Raw genomic sequence first — 16,335 nt, 5'->3', positions numbered from 1 at the left:
GGATCGTCCGATTATAGAAGCCGATGCGCGCAGGTAACGGGAGCAACCGCACGCTCCCGTAGAAGTCACTACTGCGGAATCTTCCCGCCGAGTTCGTCGTCGATGAACGCGCGGACGATGTCCTTGAACGACGCGTCGCCGTGCAGCCCAAGCTGCGCCGCCCGCGACACATCCCATCGCGCAGGCCAGCTGCCGACGATCTTCTCGACACGCTCATCCGCCTTCCATTCGATGCGCGCCGCGACGGCATCGCCTGCCACCTCGCGCAGCGCGGCGACCATTTCGTCGACCGTCACCGAAACGCCCGGCAGGTTCACTGTGCGGCGATTGCCCAACGCCGCGCTGTCGATCTCGCTTCCCGCGATCAGACACTCGATCGCCTTGCGCGGCGACAGTAGCCACAAACGCGTCGACCCGCTCACCGGGCACACGGCCGGTTCGCCGGTGAGCGGCTCGCGAATGATGCCGCTCGCGAACGACGACGCCGCCGCATTCGGCTTGCCGGGCCGCACGCTGATGGTCGGCAGGCGCAGCACGCGGCCATCGACGAAACCGCGCCGCGCGTAGTCGTTGAGCAGCAACTCGGCGCCCGCCTTCTGCGCGCCATACGACGACTGCGGATTGAGCGCGGTTTCGTCGAGCACGACCTCGGGCAAGTCGCCGCCGTAGACGGCGACCGAACTCGTGAACAGAACGCGCGGCTGATGTCCGCGCGCACGGCACACGTCGAGCAGCAGCCGCGACGCGTCCAGATTGATGCGCATACCAAGCTCGAAATCGGCTTCCGCCTGGCCGCTGACGATCGCCGCAAGATGGAAGATCGCCGCCGTCTTGTCGTCGATCAGACGTTCGAGCACGCTGCGCTCGGCAATATCGCCGACTTCGACGCGCACGCGTTCGTCTTTCGGACCCGGCGCCGCGACGACGTCGAGCAACACCAGTTCGGTGATCGGCTGACGCTGTCCGTCCGTGCCCTTCAGTTCGCCGCGCGCGAGCAGCTCGCGCGCGAGACGCTGGCCGAGAAATCCCGCGCCGCCCGTGATCAGTACTTTCATGTTCCTGTTAATCCTCAGTGTGTCTGTCGAACGCGCTCAGGTACGACCTTAGCTGCGTGCCTTCACGTACGGCCTGATCCATCCAAGCCCGTCGGACGTGCCCGCGCGCGGCCGGTATTCGCAGCCGATCCAGCCGTCGTAACCCAGTTCGTCGATCAATGAAAACAGATACGGATAGTTCACTTCGCCGATATCCGGCTCGTGCCGCTCGGGCACGCCCGCAACCTGGATATGACCGATGCCCTTGATGTCGCGCTTGAGCTTCACGGCGAGATCGCCTTCGACGATCTGGCAGTGGTAAAGATCGAACTGCACTTTCAGGTTCGCCGCGCCGACTTCCGCGCAAATCGCCTGCGCATCGTCCTGCCGGTTCAGAAAGAAGCCGGGAATGTCGCGCGTGTTGATCGGTTCGATGACGACGGTGATGCCGTCCGCCTGCGCGGTCTTCGCCGCATACGCGAGGTTCTTCAGATACACCTCGCGATGCGCCGCGCGCGATTGGTCCGGCTTGATCAAACCCGCCATCACGTGCAGCTTGTCGTTGCCGAGCACACGCACATACTCGAGCGCCGTATCGACGCTGCGGCGAAACTCGTCCTCGCGGCCCGGCAACGACGCGATGCCGCGCTCGCCCGCCGCCCAGTCGCCGGGCGGCGCGTTGAACAGCGCCTGGGTGAGGCCATGTTCGTCGAGGCGCGCCTTCAGATCGGCGGCCGGAAAGTCATAGGGGAACAGGAACTCCACGGCCTCGAAGCCATCGCGCGCCGCAGCGGCGAAGCGATCGAGAAACGCGTGTTCGTTGTACATCATCGTCAGATTGGCGGCGAAGCGAGGCATCGAAGCAACTCCTTAAATGCGCGTTTAGCGGTTCACGAGGCGCGCGGGCGTCAGCCAGGTGGCGAGCGCACCGATCACGAGCATCGCGGCGAGCACGTACATGCCGGACTGCGTGCTGTGCGTGAGGTCCTTAAGATAGCCGATCATGTACGGGCTCGCGAAGCCCGCCAGATTGCCGATCGAATTGATGATAGCGATGCCCGCCGCCGCCGTCGCGCCCGACATGAACGCCGTCGGCAGCGACCAGAAGAGCGGCGCGCAGGTCAGCACGCCTGCTGCCGCGATCGACAAGGACGCGATCGATACGACCGTGTTGTCAGCAAACGAAGCCGCGATCGTAAAGCCGACCGCACCCGCAAGCGCCGGGCCGATCAGATGCCAGCGGCGCTCGCGACGCTTGTCCGCGCTGTGGCCCATCACGTTCATCACGACGATCGCGACCAGAAACGGAATCGCGCTCAACAGGCCGATCTGGAACGCGCCCGTAACACCCGTCGATTTGACGAGCGTCGGCATCCAGAACGTCAACCCATATTGACCCGTGACGAACGCGAAGTAAATCAGCGACATCCACCACGTGCGCGGATCGCGAAACACGGCGCCCACCGAATGCGACTTGGTTTTTTCTTGCGGCTGCGCGGCGATCTCATCGGCGAGCAGTTTTTTCTCGCGCGGCGTCAGCCATTTCGCGCTGGCGATGCCGTTGTCGAGATACAGAATCGTCGCGATGCCGATAGCGATGGCGGGCACCGCTTCGATCACGAACATCCATTGCCAGCCCGCGAAGCCGTGATGCGAATCGAAGCTCTGCATGATCCAGCCCGACAGCGGATTGCCGAAAATGCCCGACACAGGAATCGCCGACATGAACACCGCGATGATCTTCGCGCGACGATGCGACGGAAACCAGTAGGTCAGGTACAGGATCACGCCGGGATAGAAACCGGCTTCGGCAAGACCGAGCAGAAAGCGCAGCGCATAGAACTGCGCCGGCGTCTTGACGAACACGAACAGCGCGGACATCAAGCCCCACGTGATCATGATGCGCGCAATCCAGATCCGCGCGCCGAGCTTATGCATCAAGATGTTGCTCGGCAATTCGAACAGGAAGTAGCCGACGAAGAACACGCCCGCGCCGAGACCAAACACCGTTTCGCTGAACGCAAGGTCCTGCGACATCTGCAGCTTCGCAAAGCCGACGTTGACACGGTCCAGATACGCGACCACGTAGCACAGCATCAGGAACGGCACGATGCGCCAGAACACCTTGCCGTAGGTGCGTTCGATTTCAGCCGCGCCGGGTTGTTGTCCGGCTGCGTCGGCAGTTGATGCGGGGCGTGCGGATGCCGCCTGATAGCTTGTCATGCACTGTCTCCTTCGGATGGCGCCGGTTATTGGCCGCCCGCTTCATGGCGGTCGGTCCTCCAGCTTTTTGCCTGGTTGGTCATGCGGATGGCCCGCGACGTTCGCGGACCGTTGAGCTTCTATGCGTGCGAGCGTTTCACCAGCGCGCGCCGAACACCGTGCGCAATTCTTCAAGCGCTGTTTCGTCGAGCGGGGCGGGACGCGGATTCGTCATCAGCCACAGGCGCGCCGTCTCTTCCAGCTCTTCGAGCACATACGACGCCTGCGATACCGACCGCTCCCACACGACAGGCCCCAGCCGTTCGAGCAGCACGCCGCGCACACGCTCGGCGAGCGACGCGATCTGCTGCGCGACTTGCGGATCGCCGGGACGCCGGTAGCGGATCAGCGGAATGTGGCCGACCTTCATCACGTAGTACGGCGTGATGGGCGGCAGCACGTCGGCTTCGCTCCAGACGCCCGCGAGCGTCAGCGCGACGAGATGCGTCGAATGCGTGTGCACGATGCCGCGCGCCTCGCGGTTGCGCTCGTAGACGCCGCGATGCAGCGCGAGCGTTTTCGACGGCTTGCCGCCTGACACGGCGTTGCCTTCGAGATCGACTTTGGCGATCTGCGCCGGGTCGAGACGGCCGAGACATACGTCCGTCGGCGTAATCAGCCAGCCGTCGTCGAGGCGCGCGCTGATGTTGCCCGCGCTGCCGACGGTGTAGCCGCGCTCGTACAGGCTCGCGCCCGTCACGCAGATTTCTTCGCGGACTTTCGCCTCGCTTCCCGTGTGGATGGCGAGCGTCATTGCGCGCCTCCGTCGAGTTGACGCAGCGCCTTCGCGAAGAAATCGACGGCGCCGAAGTTGCCCGACTTGAGCGCGAGCGCGAGCGACTCAGCACCGATGGTCGCGGTTGCGGGGACGCCGGGGTCGATCTGCTTGCCGATGCGCAGCATTTCGACGTCGAGCGCCTGCACCACGGCGCCCGATGTCTCGCCGCCCGCGACGACGAACTTGCGCACGCCGAGATCGTGCAGTCCGCGCGCAATCGCAGCCAGCGTGCGTTCGACCAGTTCCCCGGCTTGCGCGACGCCGAGTTCGCGCTGCGTGGCCTTCACTTCATCCGGCGATGCCGTTGCGTAGATCAATACGGGCTGAGGCTGCGCCGCGTTCATATGATCGCGCGCGAAGGCGAGCGCCTGTTCGACGACGGGCTCGCCGCGCGCGGCGGCCAATGGATCGATGCGGAACGCGGGGCGCGTGTCGCGCCATGCGGCAACCTGCGCATTGGTCGCTTTCGATGCGCTGCCCGCCAGCACTGCCGACGCGCCTCCGACGCGCGGCAGTTCACCGGCATCGGCGGCATCGTCGAGCAGACCGGCGCGGCGGAAATTGCCCGGCAAGCCGAGCGCGACGCCCGAGCCGCCCGTGATCAGCGGCAGGTCCGCGCAGGCTTCGCCGAGCGTGTAGAGATCGGCGTCCGAGACGGCATCGGCGATCGCCATGCGCACGCCGTCGTGGCGCAGCGCATCGATCGACGCGCGCACGACTTGCGCGCCCTGCGCCACCGCGTCATAGCGCACGAGGCCGACTTTTGACTGCGTTTGCCGCTGCAACACGCGTACGAGATTCGCGTCCGTCATCGGCGTGAGCGGGTGATGTTCCATGCCCGATTCGTTGAGCAGCACGTCGCCGACGAACAGATGCCCGCGATAGATCGTGCGGCCATTCTCGGGAAACGCCGGGCACGCGATCGTGAACGGCGTGCCGCCGTCGATCGCCGACAGCGCATCAAGCAGCGCATCGGCGACGGGGCCGATGTTGCCTTTATCGGTCGAATCGAAGGTCGAGCAGTACTTGAAGAAGAACTGGCGGCAGCCTTGCGCGCTCAACCAGTCCAGCGCGTCGAGCGATTGCGCGACGGCATCGGCGGCGTCGATGGTGCGCGACTTCAGCGCGACGACCAGCGCGTCGGCTTCGATGCGGGTATCGGCAGCGGGCACGCCGATGGTCTGGACGGTGCGCATGCCGCCGCGCACCAGCATGTTCGCGAGGTCGGTTGCGCCCGTGAAGTCGTCGGCGATGCAGCCGAGCAGGGGCTTGCGGGTAGAGGTCGTCATGTCGTTCGGCTCCGGTTCGGCTCCGCTTAGCGCTTCGGCGGCACGTCGATGCCGGGGAAAATCTTGATGACGGCGGAATCGTCTTCGCCGCCATGCCCTGCCGTCGACGCCATCATGAACATCTGATGCGCCGCCGCCGACAACGGCAGCGGAAACTTCGAGCGACGCGCGGTATCGAGCACGAGGCCGAGGTCCTTGACGAAGATATCGACGGCCGACAGCGGCGTGTAGTCGCCGTTGAGAATGTGCGGCACGCGGTTCTCGAACATCCACGAGTTGCCCGCACTGTGCGTGATCACGTCATAGAGCGCGTCGGGGTCGACGCCTTCGCGCAGGCCGAGCGCCATCGCTTCGGCAGCGGCGGCGATGTGCACGCCCGCGAGCAGCTGGTTGATGATCTTCACCTTCGAGCCCGCGCCATGCTGATCGCCGAGGCGATAGACCTTGCCCGCCATCGCGGCGAGCACGTCGTCGCATGCGGCGTAGGCGGCGGCGGGGCCGGACGTCATCATCGTCATTTCGCCCGATGCTGCGCGCGCCGCGCCGCCCGACACGGGTGCGTCGAGCAAGTGCAAGCCGGCCGCTTCGACGCGTCGGCCGAGGTCGATGGCGAAGTCGGGCGCAACGGTTGCGCAGGCGATCACGACGCCGCCCGGTTTCATCGCCCGAATGGCGCCCTGCTCGCCGAACAGCACGGTTTCGGTTTGCGCCGCGTTGACGACGAGCGTGACGACGACGTCGCATTGCGCGCCGAGTTCAGCGGGACTTGCGCAAGCCTTGCCGCCATCGGCGACGAACTGGTCGAGCACATCGCGGCGCACGTCGCACGCATGCACGTTGAAGCCGCCGCGCAGCAGCGAGCGCGCGACGCCCATTCCCATCGCGCCAAGACCGATCACTCCGACATTTCTGGACATACCATTCCTCTACGAACAATGCTTCGGACGACGGCTCGCGCGTGTCGCGAGCAGACGTGTGTGGATCAGCAGATACCGGCCTCTGCCAGGCGGCGGGCGGCGTTGTACATGTGCGTTTGCGCGGCGTTGCGGGCGGCCATTGGATCGCCGGCGCGAATCGCGGCGACGATTGCCGCGTGCTCGTCGCGCACCTGACGCGAGAAGTCCTCGCGCAGCGCTTCGTTGCGGCGCGTGACGACGGTGCCTGCTTCGAGGTACTGGTTGAGGAACGTGAGAGTCTTCAGGAAATACGGGTTGCCCGTCACGGTCGCGATCGTGCGGTGGAACGCGACGTCTTCAGCGACACCGTCGCGGCCCTCGGAGACGGCTTCGTCGATTTTTTTGAGTACGGCGTCGATTGCCAGCATGTCGGCGTCCGTGCGGCGCATGGCGGCTTCTGCTGCGACTTCGGCTTCGATTGCGCGGCGCACTGCGAGGATCTGCAGCACTGAGCCGCCTTCCATTGCTTCTGCGTAGTCGATTCGCAGTGGGCGGATCGCGCCATGGGCTGACACATACACGCCGCTGCCCTGGCGGGGCTCGACCACGCCTTCGTTCTTTAGGCGTGAGATCGCTTCTCGGATTACTGTGCGGCTGACGCCGAATTCTTGCGATAGCACGGCTTCTGTTGGCAGCTTGCCGCCGCGGGCGAAGGTGCCTTTGTCGATTTGTGCGAGGAGCTGTTGCGCGACCGTGTCGCTGAGTGCCCGGCTCGGGATCTTTTCGAACATATCAGTGGATTTGCCATGTCATATGGTCATCATACAAATTTGCCTGCGGCGGGTGGTATGGGGGGAAACCCTCGGGGTTTGGGGTTATGCCTTCGTGGCGCGGGCGTTGCCGGTCGGGGTTTTTTGGCCTTTGCGCTGGCATCCGCGTTTTGCCTTCGTGGCGCGGGCGGTTTGGTTTGCTTGTGTTTGCGCTGGCATCCGCGTTACGGTGTTTGCCGTTCATGCGTCGCCCCTGTGCGGGGCGGCACCTACTTTTCTTTGCCGCCGCAAAGAAAAGTAGGCAAAAGAAAGCGGCTAACACCGCCAACATTTCTTCCTGCCTGAGGGCCCCCAAAGGGTCTTACGCTTCACACGGCAGCATTTCTGTTCGCGTTCGTCGCCAACGCTTCGAATGATCGCCTCACCCACTTCAAACACCCGCTCAAGGGCTAGCGGCAGCGAATGGTTTGTGCCGCCCAGGTGGCAAACTGTGTGTAAGTTGTCGCGACGTATAGCTTGGCGCTCTTACATGGTGGGACGCGTGCGCTATTGGTCCGAAGTGAGGCGTGTGCAGCGCTACAGCCTACACACAGTTTGCCACCTGGGCGGCGGTGGAATATCTGGCACGGCATGCTGCGACGCGGGCGCGTGAAGTGGGTGAGGCGCACCGCAAGAGCGCTGGCAACAAGCATGAGTCACGTGGTTGCCGTGTGAAGCGCGGGACCAGTTGGGGGCCCTCAGGCAAGAACTAGCGCTGGCGGTGTGAGCCGCTTTCTTTTGCCTACTTTTCTTTGCGGCGGCAAAGAAAAGTAGGTGCCGCCCCGCACAGGGGCAACGCGTGAACACCAAAGACATCACGCGGATGCCCGAGCAAAGGCAAAAATCCAAAAGCGACGCCGGTTACAGGCAAACCCAAAGGCAAAAGCAAACCCAAACCGCGTCGCGGACAACAACCAAACCTCAACTCTCCATCATTTCCCGAGCCCAAACCACAGCAGCGCGAGCCGGAGCAACGCCAGTTGCCTTAACCCTCTCAGCAAGCTCAAAAACCCGCGGCGCGATCATTGCAACCTCATCCAGCACGGCCTGCTTATCGGCGGAGCCGAGATACTCCCGCACGCAGCTAATAATCCCACCCGCGTTGACGAGAAAATCCGGCGCATAAAAAATCCCACGCTGATGCAGCACATCACCCTCAGCCAGCGACATCAGCTGATTATTAGCGCCACCAGCAATAACCTTAAACTGACAACCAGCCGCTACAGCCTCGGTAATCGACCCACCCAGCGCGCAAGGCGCAAACACATCAGCGTTGACGGATGCAATCCGCGCCGCATCAGCGATCTGCGCGCCAAACATCTGCTGCGCGCGCCCGGTCTTGCCTGCATCGATATCCGACACGATCAGTTCCGCGCCCGCGCGATGCAGCCGTTCGCACAGATCCCAGCCGACCGAACCCAAACCCTGCACGGCAACCGAAATGCCTTCCAAAGTGTCACGCCCAAGCGCAACCTGCACCGCCGCCTTCAGGCCCACGAACACACCATACGCGGTGCGCGGCGACGGATTCCCGCCATACACGTCGTTGTCGCGCGGAATGCCGCTCACATACGGCGTCTCGCCCTGCACCGCGCGCATGTCGTCGGCCGTCGTGCCGACGTCTTCAGCCGTCAGATAAACGCCGCCGAGCGATTGCACGAGCCTGCCGAACGCCTTGAACAGCGCCACGCGATCCATCTGCTCCGGACGCTTCAGGATCACCGCCTTGCCGCCGCCGAACGGCAGTCCCGCGAGCGCATTCTTGAACGCCATGCCCTGTGACAGACGCAGCGCGTCGTGATACGCCTCGTAGTCCGAGGCGTACTGCCAGTAGCGGCAACCACCAAACGCAGGGCCGCGCGCAGTGCTGTACAGCGCGATCACGGCTTGCAGGCCGGATTCGGCATCGCTGGCCACGACAATGCGTTCGTGGGCCGGTTCGCCGTGAAGCCCGAAAAGCGTTCCGGCAAAGTTCGTCGTCAGTCGGTCCATCAGTGTTCCTTCCTTGTGGGCAGGCAGTTGAGTCCGCGCGAAGCGATCGCCTCGCGCCGGCTGGCCGCTCGTCGTCCGGGTCACGGACGCAGGCAGCGAAGTTCTCGGGACCCGCGCAAGGCAAGGTCATCCGTCGCAAAAGTGTATGCGGTCAAATTGGGAATTTTGTGCTGTTGATCAGGCACAGAACGGGATCGTGGCAGAATAATCGACTATCAGAACGGCATTACAGAAGACGAATCGTCTTGACCCGGAGACCGCATGAAACTGGACGCCACTGATCAGCGCATCCTGCGCGAACTGCGCAACGACGGACGCCTTTCAAACGCGAAGCTCGCCGAACGTGTCGGCCTGTCGGCGACGCCTTGCTGGAACCGCGTGCGCGCACTCGAAGAGGCGGGTGTGATCGAAGGCTATGCGGCGCTGCTCAATCAGAAAGCGCTAGGCTTGCCAGATACCGTCATCATCGAAGTGAAGCTCGCGAAGCACGATGAGCGCACGCTGGACCGCTTCGGCGAAGCGCTCGCCGATCTGCCGGAAGTGGTCGAGGCATTTCTCGTGTCGGGGGAATACGACTATCTGATCAAGGTCGCGGTGGCGGGCACGGAAGGCTACGAGTCGTTTCTGCGGCGCAAGCTGTATCGCTTGCCCGGCTTTCAGGACAGCCGCTCGATCTTCGCGCTGCGCTGCCTGAAGCGCTCGGTGTCCGTCGAGCCTTGAGCGCTGCAGCCATCACACCGCAAGTGACTGCTCTTCGAGCGGCATCGGCACGCCGAAGTAGAAGCCCTGCATGACCGTGCAGCCAAGCCCACGCAGCACGCTCGCCTGCGCCTCCGTCTGCACGCCTTCGGCCACGCATGTCAGTTCAAGCGAGCGGCACAGATCCACGATGCTGCGCACGATGTCCTGCGCCGCCGGATCGGCGTCGATGCGGTCTAGAAAGCCTCGGTCGATCTTGATCTTGTCCAGCGGCAGCCGGTGAATGCAGGTGAGGCTCGAATAGCCCGTGCCGAAATCGTCGAGCGAAATGTGAACACCTAGCTGCTTGAACGCATCGAGCGAAGCGAACGCCTGCTCGAAATCCTGAATGACGGCCGTCTCCGTCACTTCGAAGATCAGCCGATCAGGCGCGACGCCGCTCTCGCGAACGATGCCCGCAATGTTCGCAGCCGCGTCCAGGGAGCCGATATCGCGCGCCGACAGATTGAAAGCGACGCGCACGGCGGGATCGCACTCTCGCATCGTCGCGAGCACCTTACGCAATAGCGCCGCCGTCACGGTATGAATGAAATCGCTGCGCTCGGCGACCTTGATGAACAGCGCCGGCGGCACGTCGCCGAGCGTCGGGCTGGCCCATCGCGCTAGCGCCTCGTACGACACGACATGCTCGCGCACCGTGTCGACGATAGGCTGGAAATGCAGCGTCATTTCGCGCTCGAGATCCGCATGCCGCAGCGCCTGTTCGACTTGCCCGAGTTCGCGAATCTGCTTTTCGTGCTCCGCCGAGAAGATCGTCGTGCCGCCGCGGCGATGCTCCTTCGCGAAGTACAACGCGTAATCCGCGCGCTCGAACAGTTGCGCGGGCGAGCGGCCCGCATCGGGATAGATCGCAAAGCCGAGCGATCCCGACAGCCGCGCAGTCGCGCCAGGCCACGCGTAAGGCGCGCGCAGCGTTTCGCAGATCGCCGCGCCGATGTCGCGCAAGTCCTGTGGCTCGCGCACGTCCGTCACCAGCAGGCCGAACTCGTCGCCGCCGAGCCGCGCAAGCTGGATATGCGGCCCCGAAACGTCGAGAAGCCGCCGGCCGACTTCTTCGAGCACGCGGTCGCCTGCGCCGTGGCCATATAGATCGTTGACCTGCTTGAAGCCGTCGAGATCGATTACGCCGACGGCGAACCGCGCCTGCCCTGCCTGCGCCGTTTCAAAGAGCGCGTCGAGATCGGCCAGAAAGCGCCGGCGGTTCGGCAACCCTGTGAGGATGTCGAGATTGGCAAGGCGCGAATTTTCGTCGCTCAGCCGTTGCAGTTCGGCCTGCTTCGCCTGCAATGCATGCTTCGATCCAACGAGGTTCGCAAAGTCGCGATAGTAGGTGACCAGCACGAAGATCATCGCGACGGCAACGAGCAGCATGTTGATCGCAATCGCGACAAGCACCGCGTTATGCGTCAGCGAAAAGAACAGCGAGAACGGCACGATCACGATGGCCGTCAGCAGCAATGCGGCCTTGCGCATGTGCATCAGACAGAAGATGCAGCCGATCACCGTAATCGACATGTAGAAGGCCACGTGCGCGCGTGCGTACGGGTCGCCATACGGGAAAAGCAGCAATCCCCAGCCCGTGAAGATGACGCCCAGCAGTGCAATCAGCCAGATCGTCGTCTTGAGCCGCGACGCGACCTGTTCATCCGTCAGCGACGCGAGGAAGTTTCTTCGCCTTACCCACACGACCAGCCGGATCGCGCAGGCCGTGCACATCGCGAGCGGTACCCAGATGGCGAGCCAAGCCGGCGCAACGGCGACATGCGTCGCGGCCACGGCGACGCTGTTCACCACGAGGATCACATACAGCAGCGGCAATTGCCGCGAGAACGCGTCGAACTGCGAGCGTGACAGCGCGGCCTTCACGGCGGGAACAGTACGAAACGAAGCGAGGTCCTGCGGGCGAATCATGGCTCGGCAGCGTGAATGGGTCGGCAAGTCCGGGGGCGCCGCCTGTTGGTACGTCCAGGCTGCGAGAGGCGATGGCGTCTGTCGCGTACCTGCATGTTTACGGCAGTTTCGCGGCGAACCTGATGATACGAGACCGACTATGTTCGCCAGTAAAGAAAGCTGCGAGATGGGCCGCGCTGTCTCGACGGCGCCACACACGCTTGCGCAACACACACGCGTAATGCTCGCGAAACGCCCTTTTTTACGATGTATTCGTCAGATCAATAGCACGTTAACAGCGCACCGGTCTATCCGCCCAAGACCACCGCCGCGATCTCGACGAACAGAATTTTCACGATCGTCATCGATGGAAAGATCATCGCGTAGCCGATATCGGGGCGATCTGTCGGCGCGATGCGGTTCGCGAACGCGAGGATCGCCGGGTTGCCCGTCGCGCCGCTAATCACGCCGACGGTCGCGTCGAACGGCAGGCGAAAAAGCCACAGGCAGCACGCCGCCGTGATGCACACGAGCGCAATCAGAATGGCCGCGCCGTACAGCAGGAACGAGATGCCAGTGAGGCCGATCGTCGCAAAGAACTTCGGTCCCGACGACAGCCCGACTTGCGCGAGAAACACAGTCAGGCCGAAGTTCCGCAGCACGAGATTCGCGGAAAGCGGCATCGTCCAGACGAGTCCACCCACGCGCCGGATCTTGCCGAGATAGAGCGCGACCAGCAGCAGCGCAGCGAGCCCGAGCGACAACTTGCCGACGCCCGGTATCGGCAGCGGAATCAGGCCGACCAGCAAACCGAGCGCCGCGCCGACGCCGATCGAGATGTAGCTCAACTCCGCCGTTCCCTTGATCGAATCGCCGAACAGCTTGCGCACCGCATCGCGTTGACCGGGACCGATCAGCAGACCGACACGGTCGCCGAACTCGAGTATCAGATCGGGACTCGGCAGCATGTCGGCGTCGCCGCGACGCACGTGCGCGATCGAGCACACCATGCCGTCGGGAAATCGGATATCGCGCAGCGCATGGCCGACCACGGTGCGGCTCGACGCGAACACGCGCAGATAATCGAGGTCTTCGCGGAAACGCGTCATGCGTCCGGTGTGCAATTGGCCGAGCAGTTCGGTGGCCTTACGCAACTCGTCGCCGTCCATCGAGGTCGCGAGCAGCACGTCGTCGGTTTGCATGACGAAATCGTCGGCGGGCAACTGGTTGTGATGCGCGCGGCGCACGGCCGCGATGCCGAGGCCCGCGGGCAGACGCGCTTTCAGTTCGGGAAACGTGAGGCCGACGAACGCCTGGTTGCGCAGCGCGATCTCGGCCGTCTCCATGATGTTTGCGGGCGGCGCTTCGATCTTGCGCGCCAGCGCGACGCTCAGCACATAGAGAAACAGGATCGGCCCGGCGACGCCGAACGGGTAAGCAACGCTATAGCCGACGGCCGCGCCTTCGCCCTTCAGCACGGCGAGCACCGCCTGCAGGCTTGCCGTGCTGGTGCCGGCGCCCGCATACAGGCCAAGCGCCTGATCGAGCTTCACGCCGAACAGCGGCCCGAGCGCTAGCGACACGAAGCCCGCGCCGATCACGCCGAGCACGGCGGCTGCGTTCGCCTTGAGTCCATCTGCACTCGACAAGCCGGCGAAAAACTGCGCGCCGTACTGCACGCCGATGCCATAGAGAAACAGCAACAGACCGAGCGTGCCGAGCACCGCGGGCGGCGCGGACTTCGGCGCAAAGCCGCCGATTGCAAGCCCGACGAACAGTACCGCGCCGGAGCCGAGCGCCACGCCTTTGATGCTCCATTCGCCGATCACATAGCCCAGCGCGATGGTGAGAAACAACGTGAGCAACGGCTGCGATTCAAGCAACGTCCGGACTGCATCCATGTTCGCTCCCAGGGTCGTGTACTGGCCTTGCCGTTAGCTAACGAAAGAGCATGATGCGACTGGAATGGGCGCGCGCGTCACTTGCGCTAATGCCCATGTATTGCCTGATCAATCATAGACGCTGTGCAGGCGCATGGCGTATCCAGGCAACGGGTGCCTGAGGCCATTTGTGATCTGGTTTGCGTATTCGCTTTCGCAGCGGGTTTTGGTTTTTTGCTTCGCTGAGGTTTGCGGTTTGGCTATGCGTGGGCATTCGGGGTTTGCTTTTGCGGTGGCATCCGCGATTTGCCTTCGTAGCGCGGCCGGTTTGGTTTGCTAGTGTTTTTGCTGGCATCCGCGTGATGGTGTTTGCCATTCAAGCGTCGCCCCTGTGCGGGGCGGCACCTACTTTTCTTTGCGGCGGCAAAGAAAAGTAGGTGCCGCCCCGCACAGGGGCGACGCTTGAATGGCAGACACCGTAACGCGGATGCCAGAAAACACACAAGCAAACCAAAACATTACCGAAATGTAATCAGACGCCACACACATCTCGGTATGATTGAAACGTCAAAATCCAGCAGCAAAGCGGAGCAGAACGATGCGCATCCTGGTCATCGAGGACGAACCAAAAACAGCGGCCTACCTGAAGAAGGGACTGGAAGAGTCCGGCTATTCGGTCGAGGTGGCGAACGACGGCTCACACGGCCTGATCCTCGCGCAGGAAGAAGACTACGACGTCATCATTCTCGACGTGATGCTACCGTGGATGGACGGCTGGACCGTCGTGAAGACGCTGCGTGCCACGCGCACCACACCTGTGCTCTTTCTGACCGCGCGCGACGACATCGACGACCGCGTACGCGGCCTCGAACTCGGCGCCGACGATTACCTCGTCAAACCCTTCGCGTTCGTCGAACTGCTCGCGCGCGTGCGCACACTCGCCCGTCGCGGGCCGCCGCGCGAAAGCGAGCTGATCCGCATCGGCGATCTGGAAATGGACGTGAACCGCCGCCGCGTCAAGCGCGGCACGACCCGCATCGATCTCACGCCGCGCGAGTTCTCGCTGCTGCAACTGCTCGCGCGCCGCCACGGCGAAGTGTTGAGCCGCACGCAGATTGCGTCGTACGTGTGGGACATGAACTTCGACAGCGACACGAACGTCGTCGAAGTCGCGATTCGCCGCTTGCGCAGCAAGATCGACGATAACTTCCCCGTCAAGCTGATTCATACGGTTCGCGGTGTCGGCTATGTGCTCGAAATCAAGGAAGCGGATTGATGCGCGGCCGTTCGATCACCACCACGCTCGCGCTCGCATTCGGCGCGACGACGCTCGCCGTGTTCGTGCTGGTCGGCAACTTTCTGTATCGCGCGCTCGAACGGGAGATCAGTTCGCAGGACGACATGAGCATCGTGCTCGCTGCGCGTCACGCGCGGCGCCTCGCGCAGGAGATCGATGCATCGAATGGCATTCGCGAGCATGGCGACCGGATCACGAGCATCGTGCTGGGCAATCCGGGCATGTCGATGGAAGTGTTCGATCCCAATGGGCAACTCGCCATCGAGCACAATCTGACGAGCACGCTCGGCATGCCCGTACCCGCCAGCGACACTTCGATTCTCGCCACCGGCCGCTCCATTCAGCGCGTGCCGCCAACGGCGCGCATCACGGAAGACGACATCGCCGCGTGGCGCAACAAGACGGGCGCGCCGATTCGCGGCGTCGCCACCGACGTGACCTTGCGCGACGGCGAAATGGTCAGCATCCTGATCGCGCGCAACCTGAGCGACCGCTACGAACTGCTCGATCAATACCGCGACCAGCTCAAGATCTACGGCATCATCGGCGTGCTGCTGACCACGGTGCTCAGCTATCTGCTGATTCGCGCGGCGATGCGGCCCGTAAACGATATCGCCGCGAGCGCCGCGCAAGTCACCGTGAACCGCCTGAATACGCGCATTGCCGTTAAACGCGTGCCGCGCGAACTCGAAGCGCTGGTGACGACGCTCAACGCCATGCTCGAACGCATGGACCACGGCTTCAAACAGATGTCGCGCTTCACCGCCGATCTCGCGCACGACATGCGCACGCCGCTCAGCAACATGCGCGGCGCAACGGAAGTGGCGCTCGCACGCACACGCTCCGCCGACGAGTACGAAGCGCTGCTCGCATCGAACCTCGAAGAGTGCGAACGTCTGTCGCGCATGATCGAGAACGTGCTGTTTCTCGCGCGCGCGGAGCATCCACAGTTCGTCAAGCACATGCGCGTGTTCGATGCCGTGCAGGAATTGACGCGCATCGGCGAGTATTTCGAAGGCGTCGCGGAAGACGCCGGCGTGCGCGTTCGCGTGACTGGCGCCGCGATGCTCACCGCCGATCTCGAACTCTTCCGCCGCGCCATCGGCAACCTGCTCGCGAACGCGCTGCGCTATACGCCGCGCGACAAGGAGATCGTGCTCGACGCGCATGAGATCGATGGCGGCGTGCGCATCACGGTGTCGAACGAAGGCGAGCCGATTGCACACGAACATCTCGAACGGATTTTCGACCGCTTCTATCGCGTCGATCCGTCGCGCAGTTCGTTGCCTTCGTCCGGTTCGTCGCAAGGGTCGCCGGGATCGACGGGGCTGGGCCTCGCGATCGTGCGCACGATCATGGAGCTGCATGGCGGAACCGTTCACGCGGAAAGCGATGCGCGCAGCACGCGCTTCGTGCTGACGTTTCGTTGAGTGCGCGCGCCAACCCGGC

At 63.6% G+C, this 16,335-nt stretch carries 13 protein-coding genes; 3 read left to right on the top strand and 10 right to left on the bottom strand.

The genetic code is table 11. The features are described 5' to 3' along the window. Positions 1-68 precede the first annotated feature (68 nt). The 8 genes from denD to SB822_RS31940 form a co-directional block, all read right to left on the bottom strand. On the bottom strand, positions 69-1,055 hold the full coding sequence (gene denD, locus SB822_RS31975; protein WP_086917597.1) for a D-erythronate dehydrogenase: 987 nt from the start codon (positions 1,053-1,055) through the stop codon (positions 69-71). Between the two features lie 48 nt (positions 1,056-1,103). Next, complete coding sequence (gene otnI / locus SB822_RS31970) at positions 1,104-1,892, bottom strand: 2-oxo-tetronate isomerase (RefSeq protein WP_410856434.1); 789 nt, start codon at positions 1,890-1,892, stop codon at positions 1,104-1,106. Positions 1,893-1,916: 24 nt separating this feature from the next. Continuing rightward, a complete protein-coding gene (locus SB822_RS31965) occupies positions 1,917-3,257 on the bottom strand; it encodes an MFS transporter (protein ID WP_007586680.1) in 1,341 nt (446 codons plus the stop codon). 136 nt (positions 3,258-3,393) lie between these two features. Next, on the bottom strand, positions 3,394-4,050 hold the full coding sequence (locus tag SB822_RS31960; RefSeq protein ID WP_410856433.1) for an aldolase: 657 nt from the start codon (positions 4,048-4,050) through the stop codon (positions 3,394-3,396). Further along, positions 4,047-5,363, bottom strand: a complete 1,317-nt coding sequence (gene otnK / locus SB822_RS31955; protein WP_410856432.1) for a 3-oxo-tetronate kinase — start codon at positions 5,361-5,363, stop codon at positions 4,047-4,049. The genes SB822_RS31960 and otnK overlap by 4 nt, the downstream gene beginning before the upstream one ends. Before the next feature lie 26 nt (positions 5,364-5,389). Then, positions 5,390-6,280, bottom strand: a complete 891-nt coding sequence (ltnD, locus tag SB822_RS31950) for an L-threonate dehydrogenase (RefSeq protein WP_007739939.1) — start codon at positions 6,278-6,280, stop codon at positions 5,390-5,392. 65 nt (positions 6,281-6,345) lie between these two features. Beyond that, positions 6,346-7,050, bottom strand: coding sequence for a FadR/GntR family transcriptional regulator (locus tag SB822_RS31945; RefSeq protein WP_410856431.1), 705 nt, complete (start codon positions 7,048-7,050; stop codon positions 6,346-6,348). 939 nt (positions 7,051-7,989) lie between these two features. After that, positions 7,990-9,060 (bottom strand): Leu/Phe/Val dehydrogenase, encoded by a 1,071-nt coding sequence (locus tag SB822_RS31940; RefSeq protein WP_410856430.1) that lies wholly within the window; start codon positions 9,058-9,060, stop codon positions 7,990-7,992. A gap of 261 nt (positions 9,061-9,321) precedes the next feature. Between SB822_RS31940 and SB822_RS31935 the strand changes: the two genes are divergently transcribed. Continuing rightward, a complete protein-coding gene (locus SB822_RS31935; RefSeq protein ID WP_007745325.1) occupies positions 9,322-9,780 on the top strand; it encodes an Lrp/AsnC family transcriptional regulator in 459 nt (152 codons plus the stop codon). 12 nt (positions 9,781-9,792) lie between these two features. Here the strand turns inward: SB822_RS31935 and SB822_RS31930 are convergent, their stop codons facing one another. After that, a complete protein-coding gene (locus tag SB822_RS31930) occupies positions 9,793-11,730 on the bottom strand; it encodes a putative bifunctional diguanylate cyclase/phosphodiesterase (RefSeq protein ID WP_410856429.1) in 1,938 nt (645 codons plus the stop codon). A gap of 287 nt (positions 11,731-12,017) precedes the next feature. Continuing rightward, complete coding sequence (locus SB822_RS31925) at positions 12,018-13,610, bottom strand: aspartate:alanine exchanger family transporter (RefSeq protein WP_410856428.1); 1,593 nt, start codon at positions 13,608-13,610, stop codon at positions 12,018-12,020. A 577-nt stretch (positions 13,611-14,187) separates the two neighbouring features. Between SB822_RS31925 and SB822_RS31920 the strand changes: the two genes are divergently transcribed. Then, positions 14,188-14,865, top strand: a complete 678-nt coding sequence (locus SB822_RS31920; RefSeq protein ID WP_007586698.1) for a heavy metal response regulator transcription factor — start codon at positions 14,188-14,190, stop codon at positions 14,863-14,865. Next, positions 14,865-16,316 (top strand): heavy metal sensor histidine kinase, encoded by a 1,452-nt coding sequence (locus SB822_RS31915; RefSeq protein ID WP_410856427.1) that lies wholly within the window; start codon positions 14,865-14,867, stop codon positions 16,314-16,316. The genes SB822_RS31920 and SB822_RS31915 overlap by 1 nt, the downstream gene beginning before the upstream one ends. Positions 16,317-16,335: the final 19 nt, after the last annotated feature.

This window comes from Paraburkholderia sp. SIMBA_054, assembly GCF_046534875.1.
Taxonomy (GTDB): Bacteria; Pseudomonadota; Gammaproteobacteria; order Burkholderiales; family Burkholderiaceae; genus Paraburkholderia; species Paraburkholderia hospita.
Note: the sequence above shows the minus strand (reverse complement) of the source record. Positions and strands in the feature narration are given on the sequence as shown.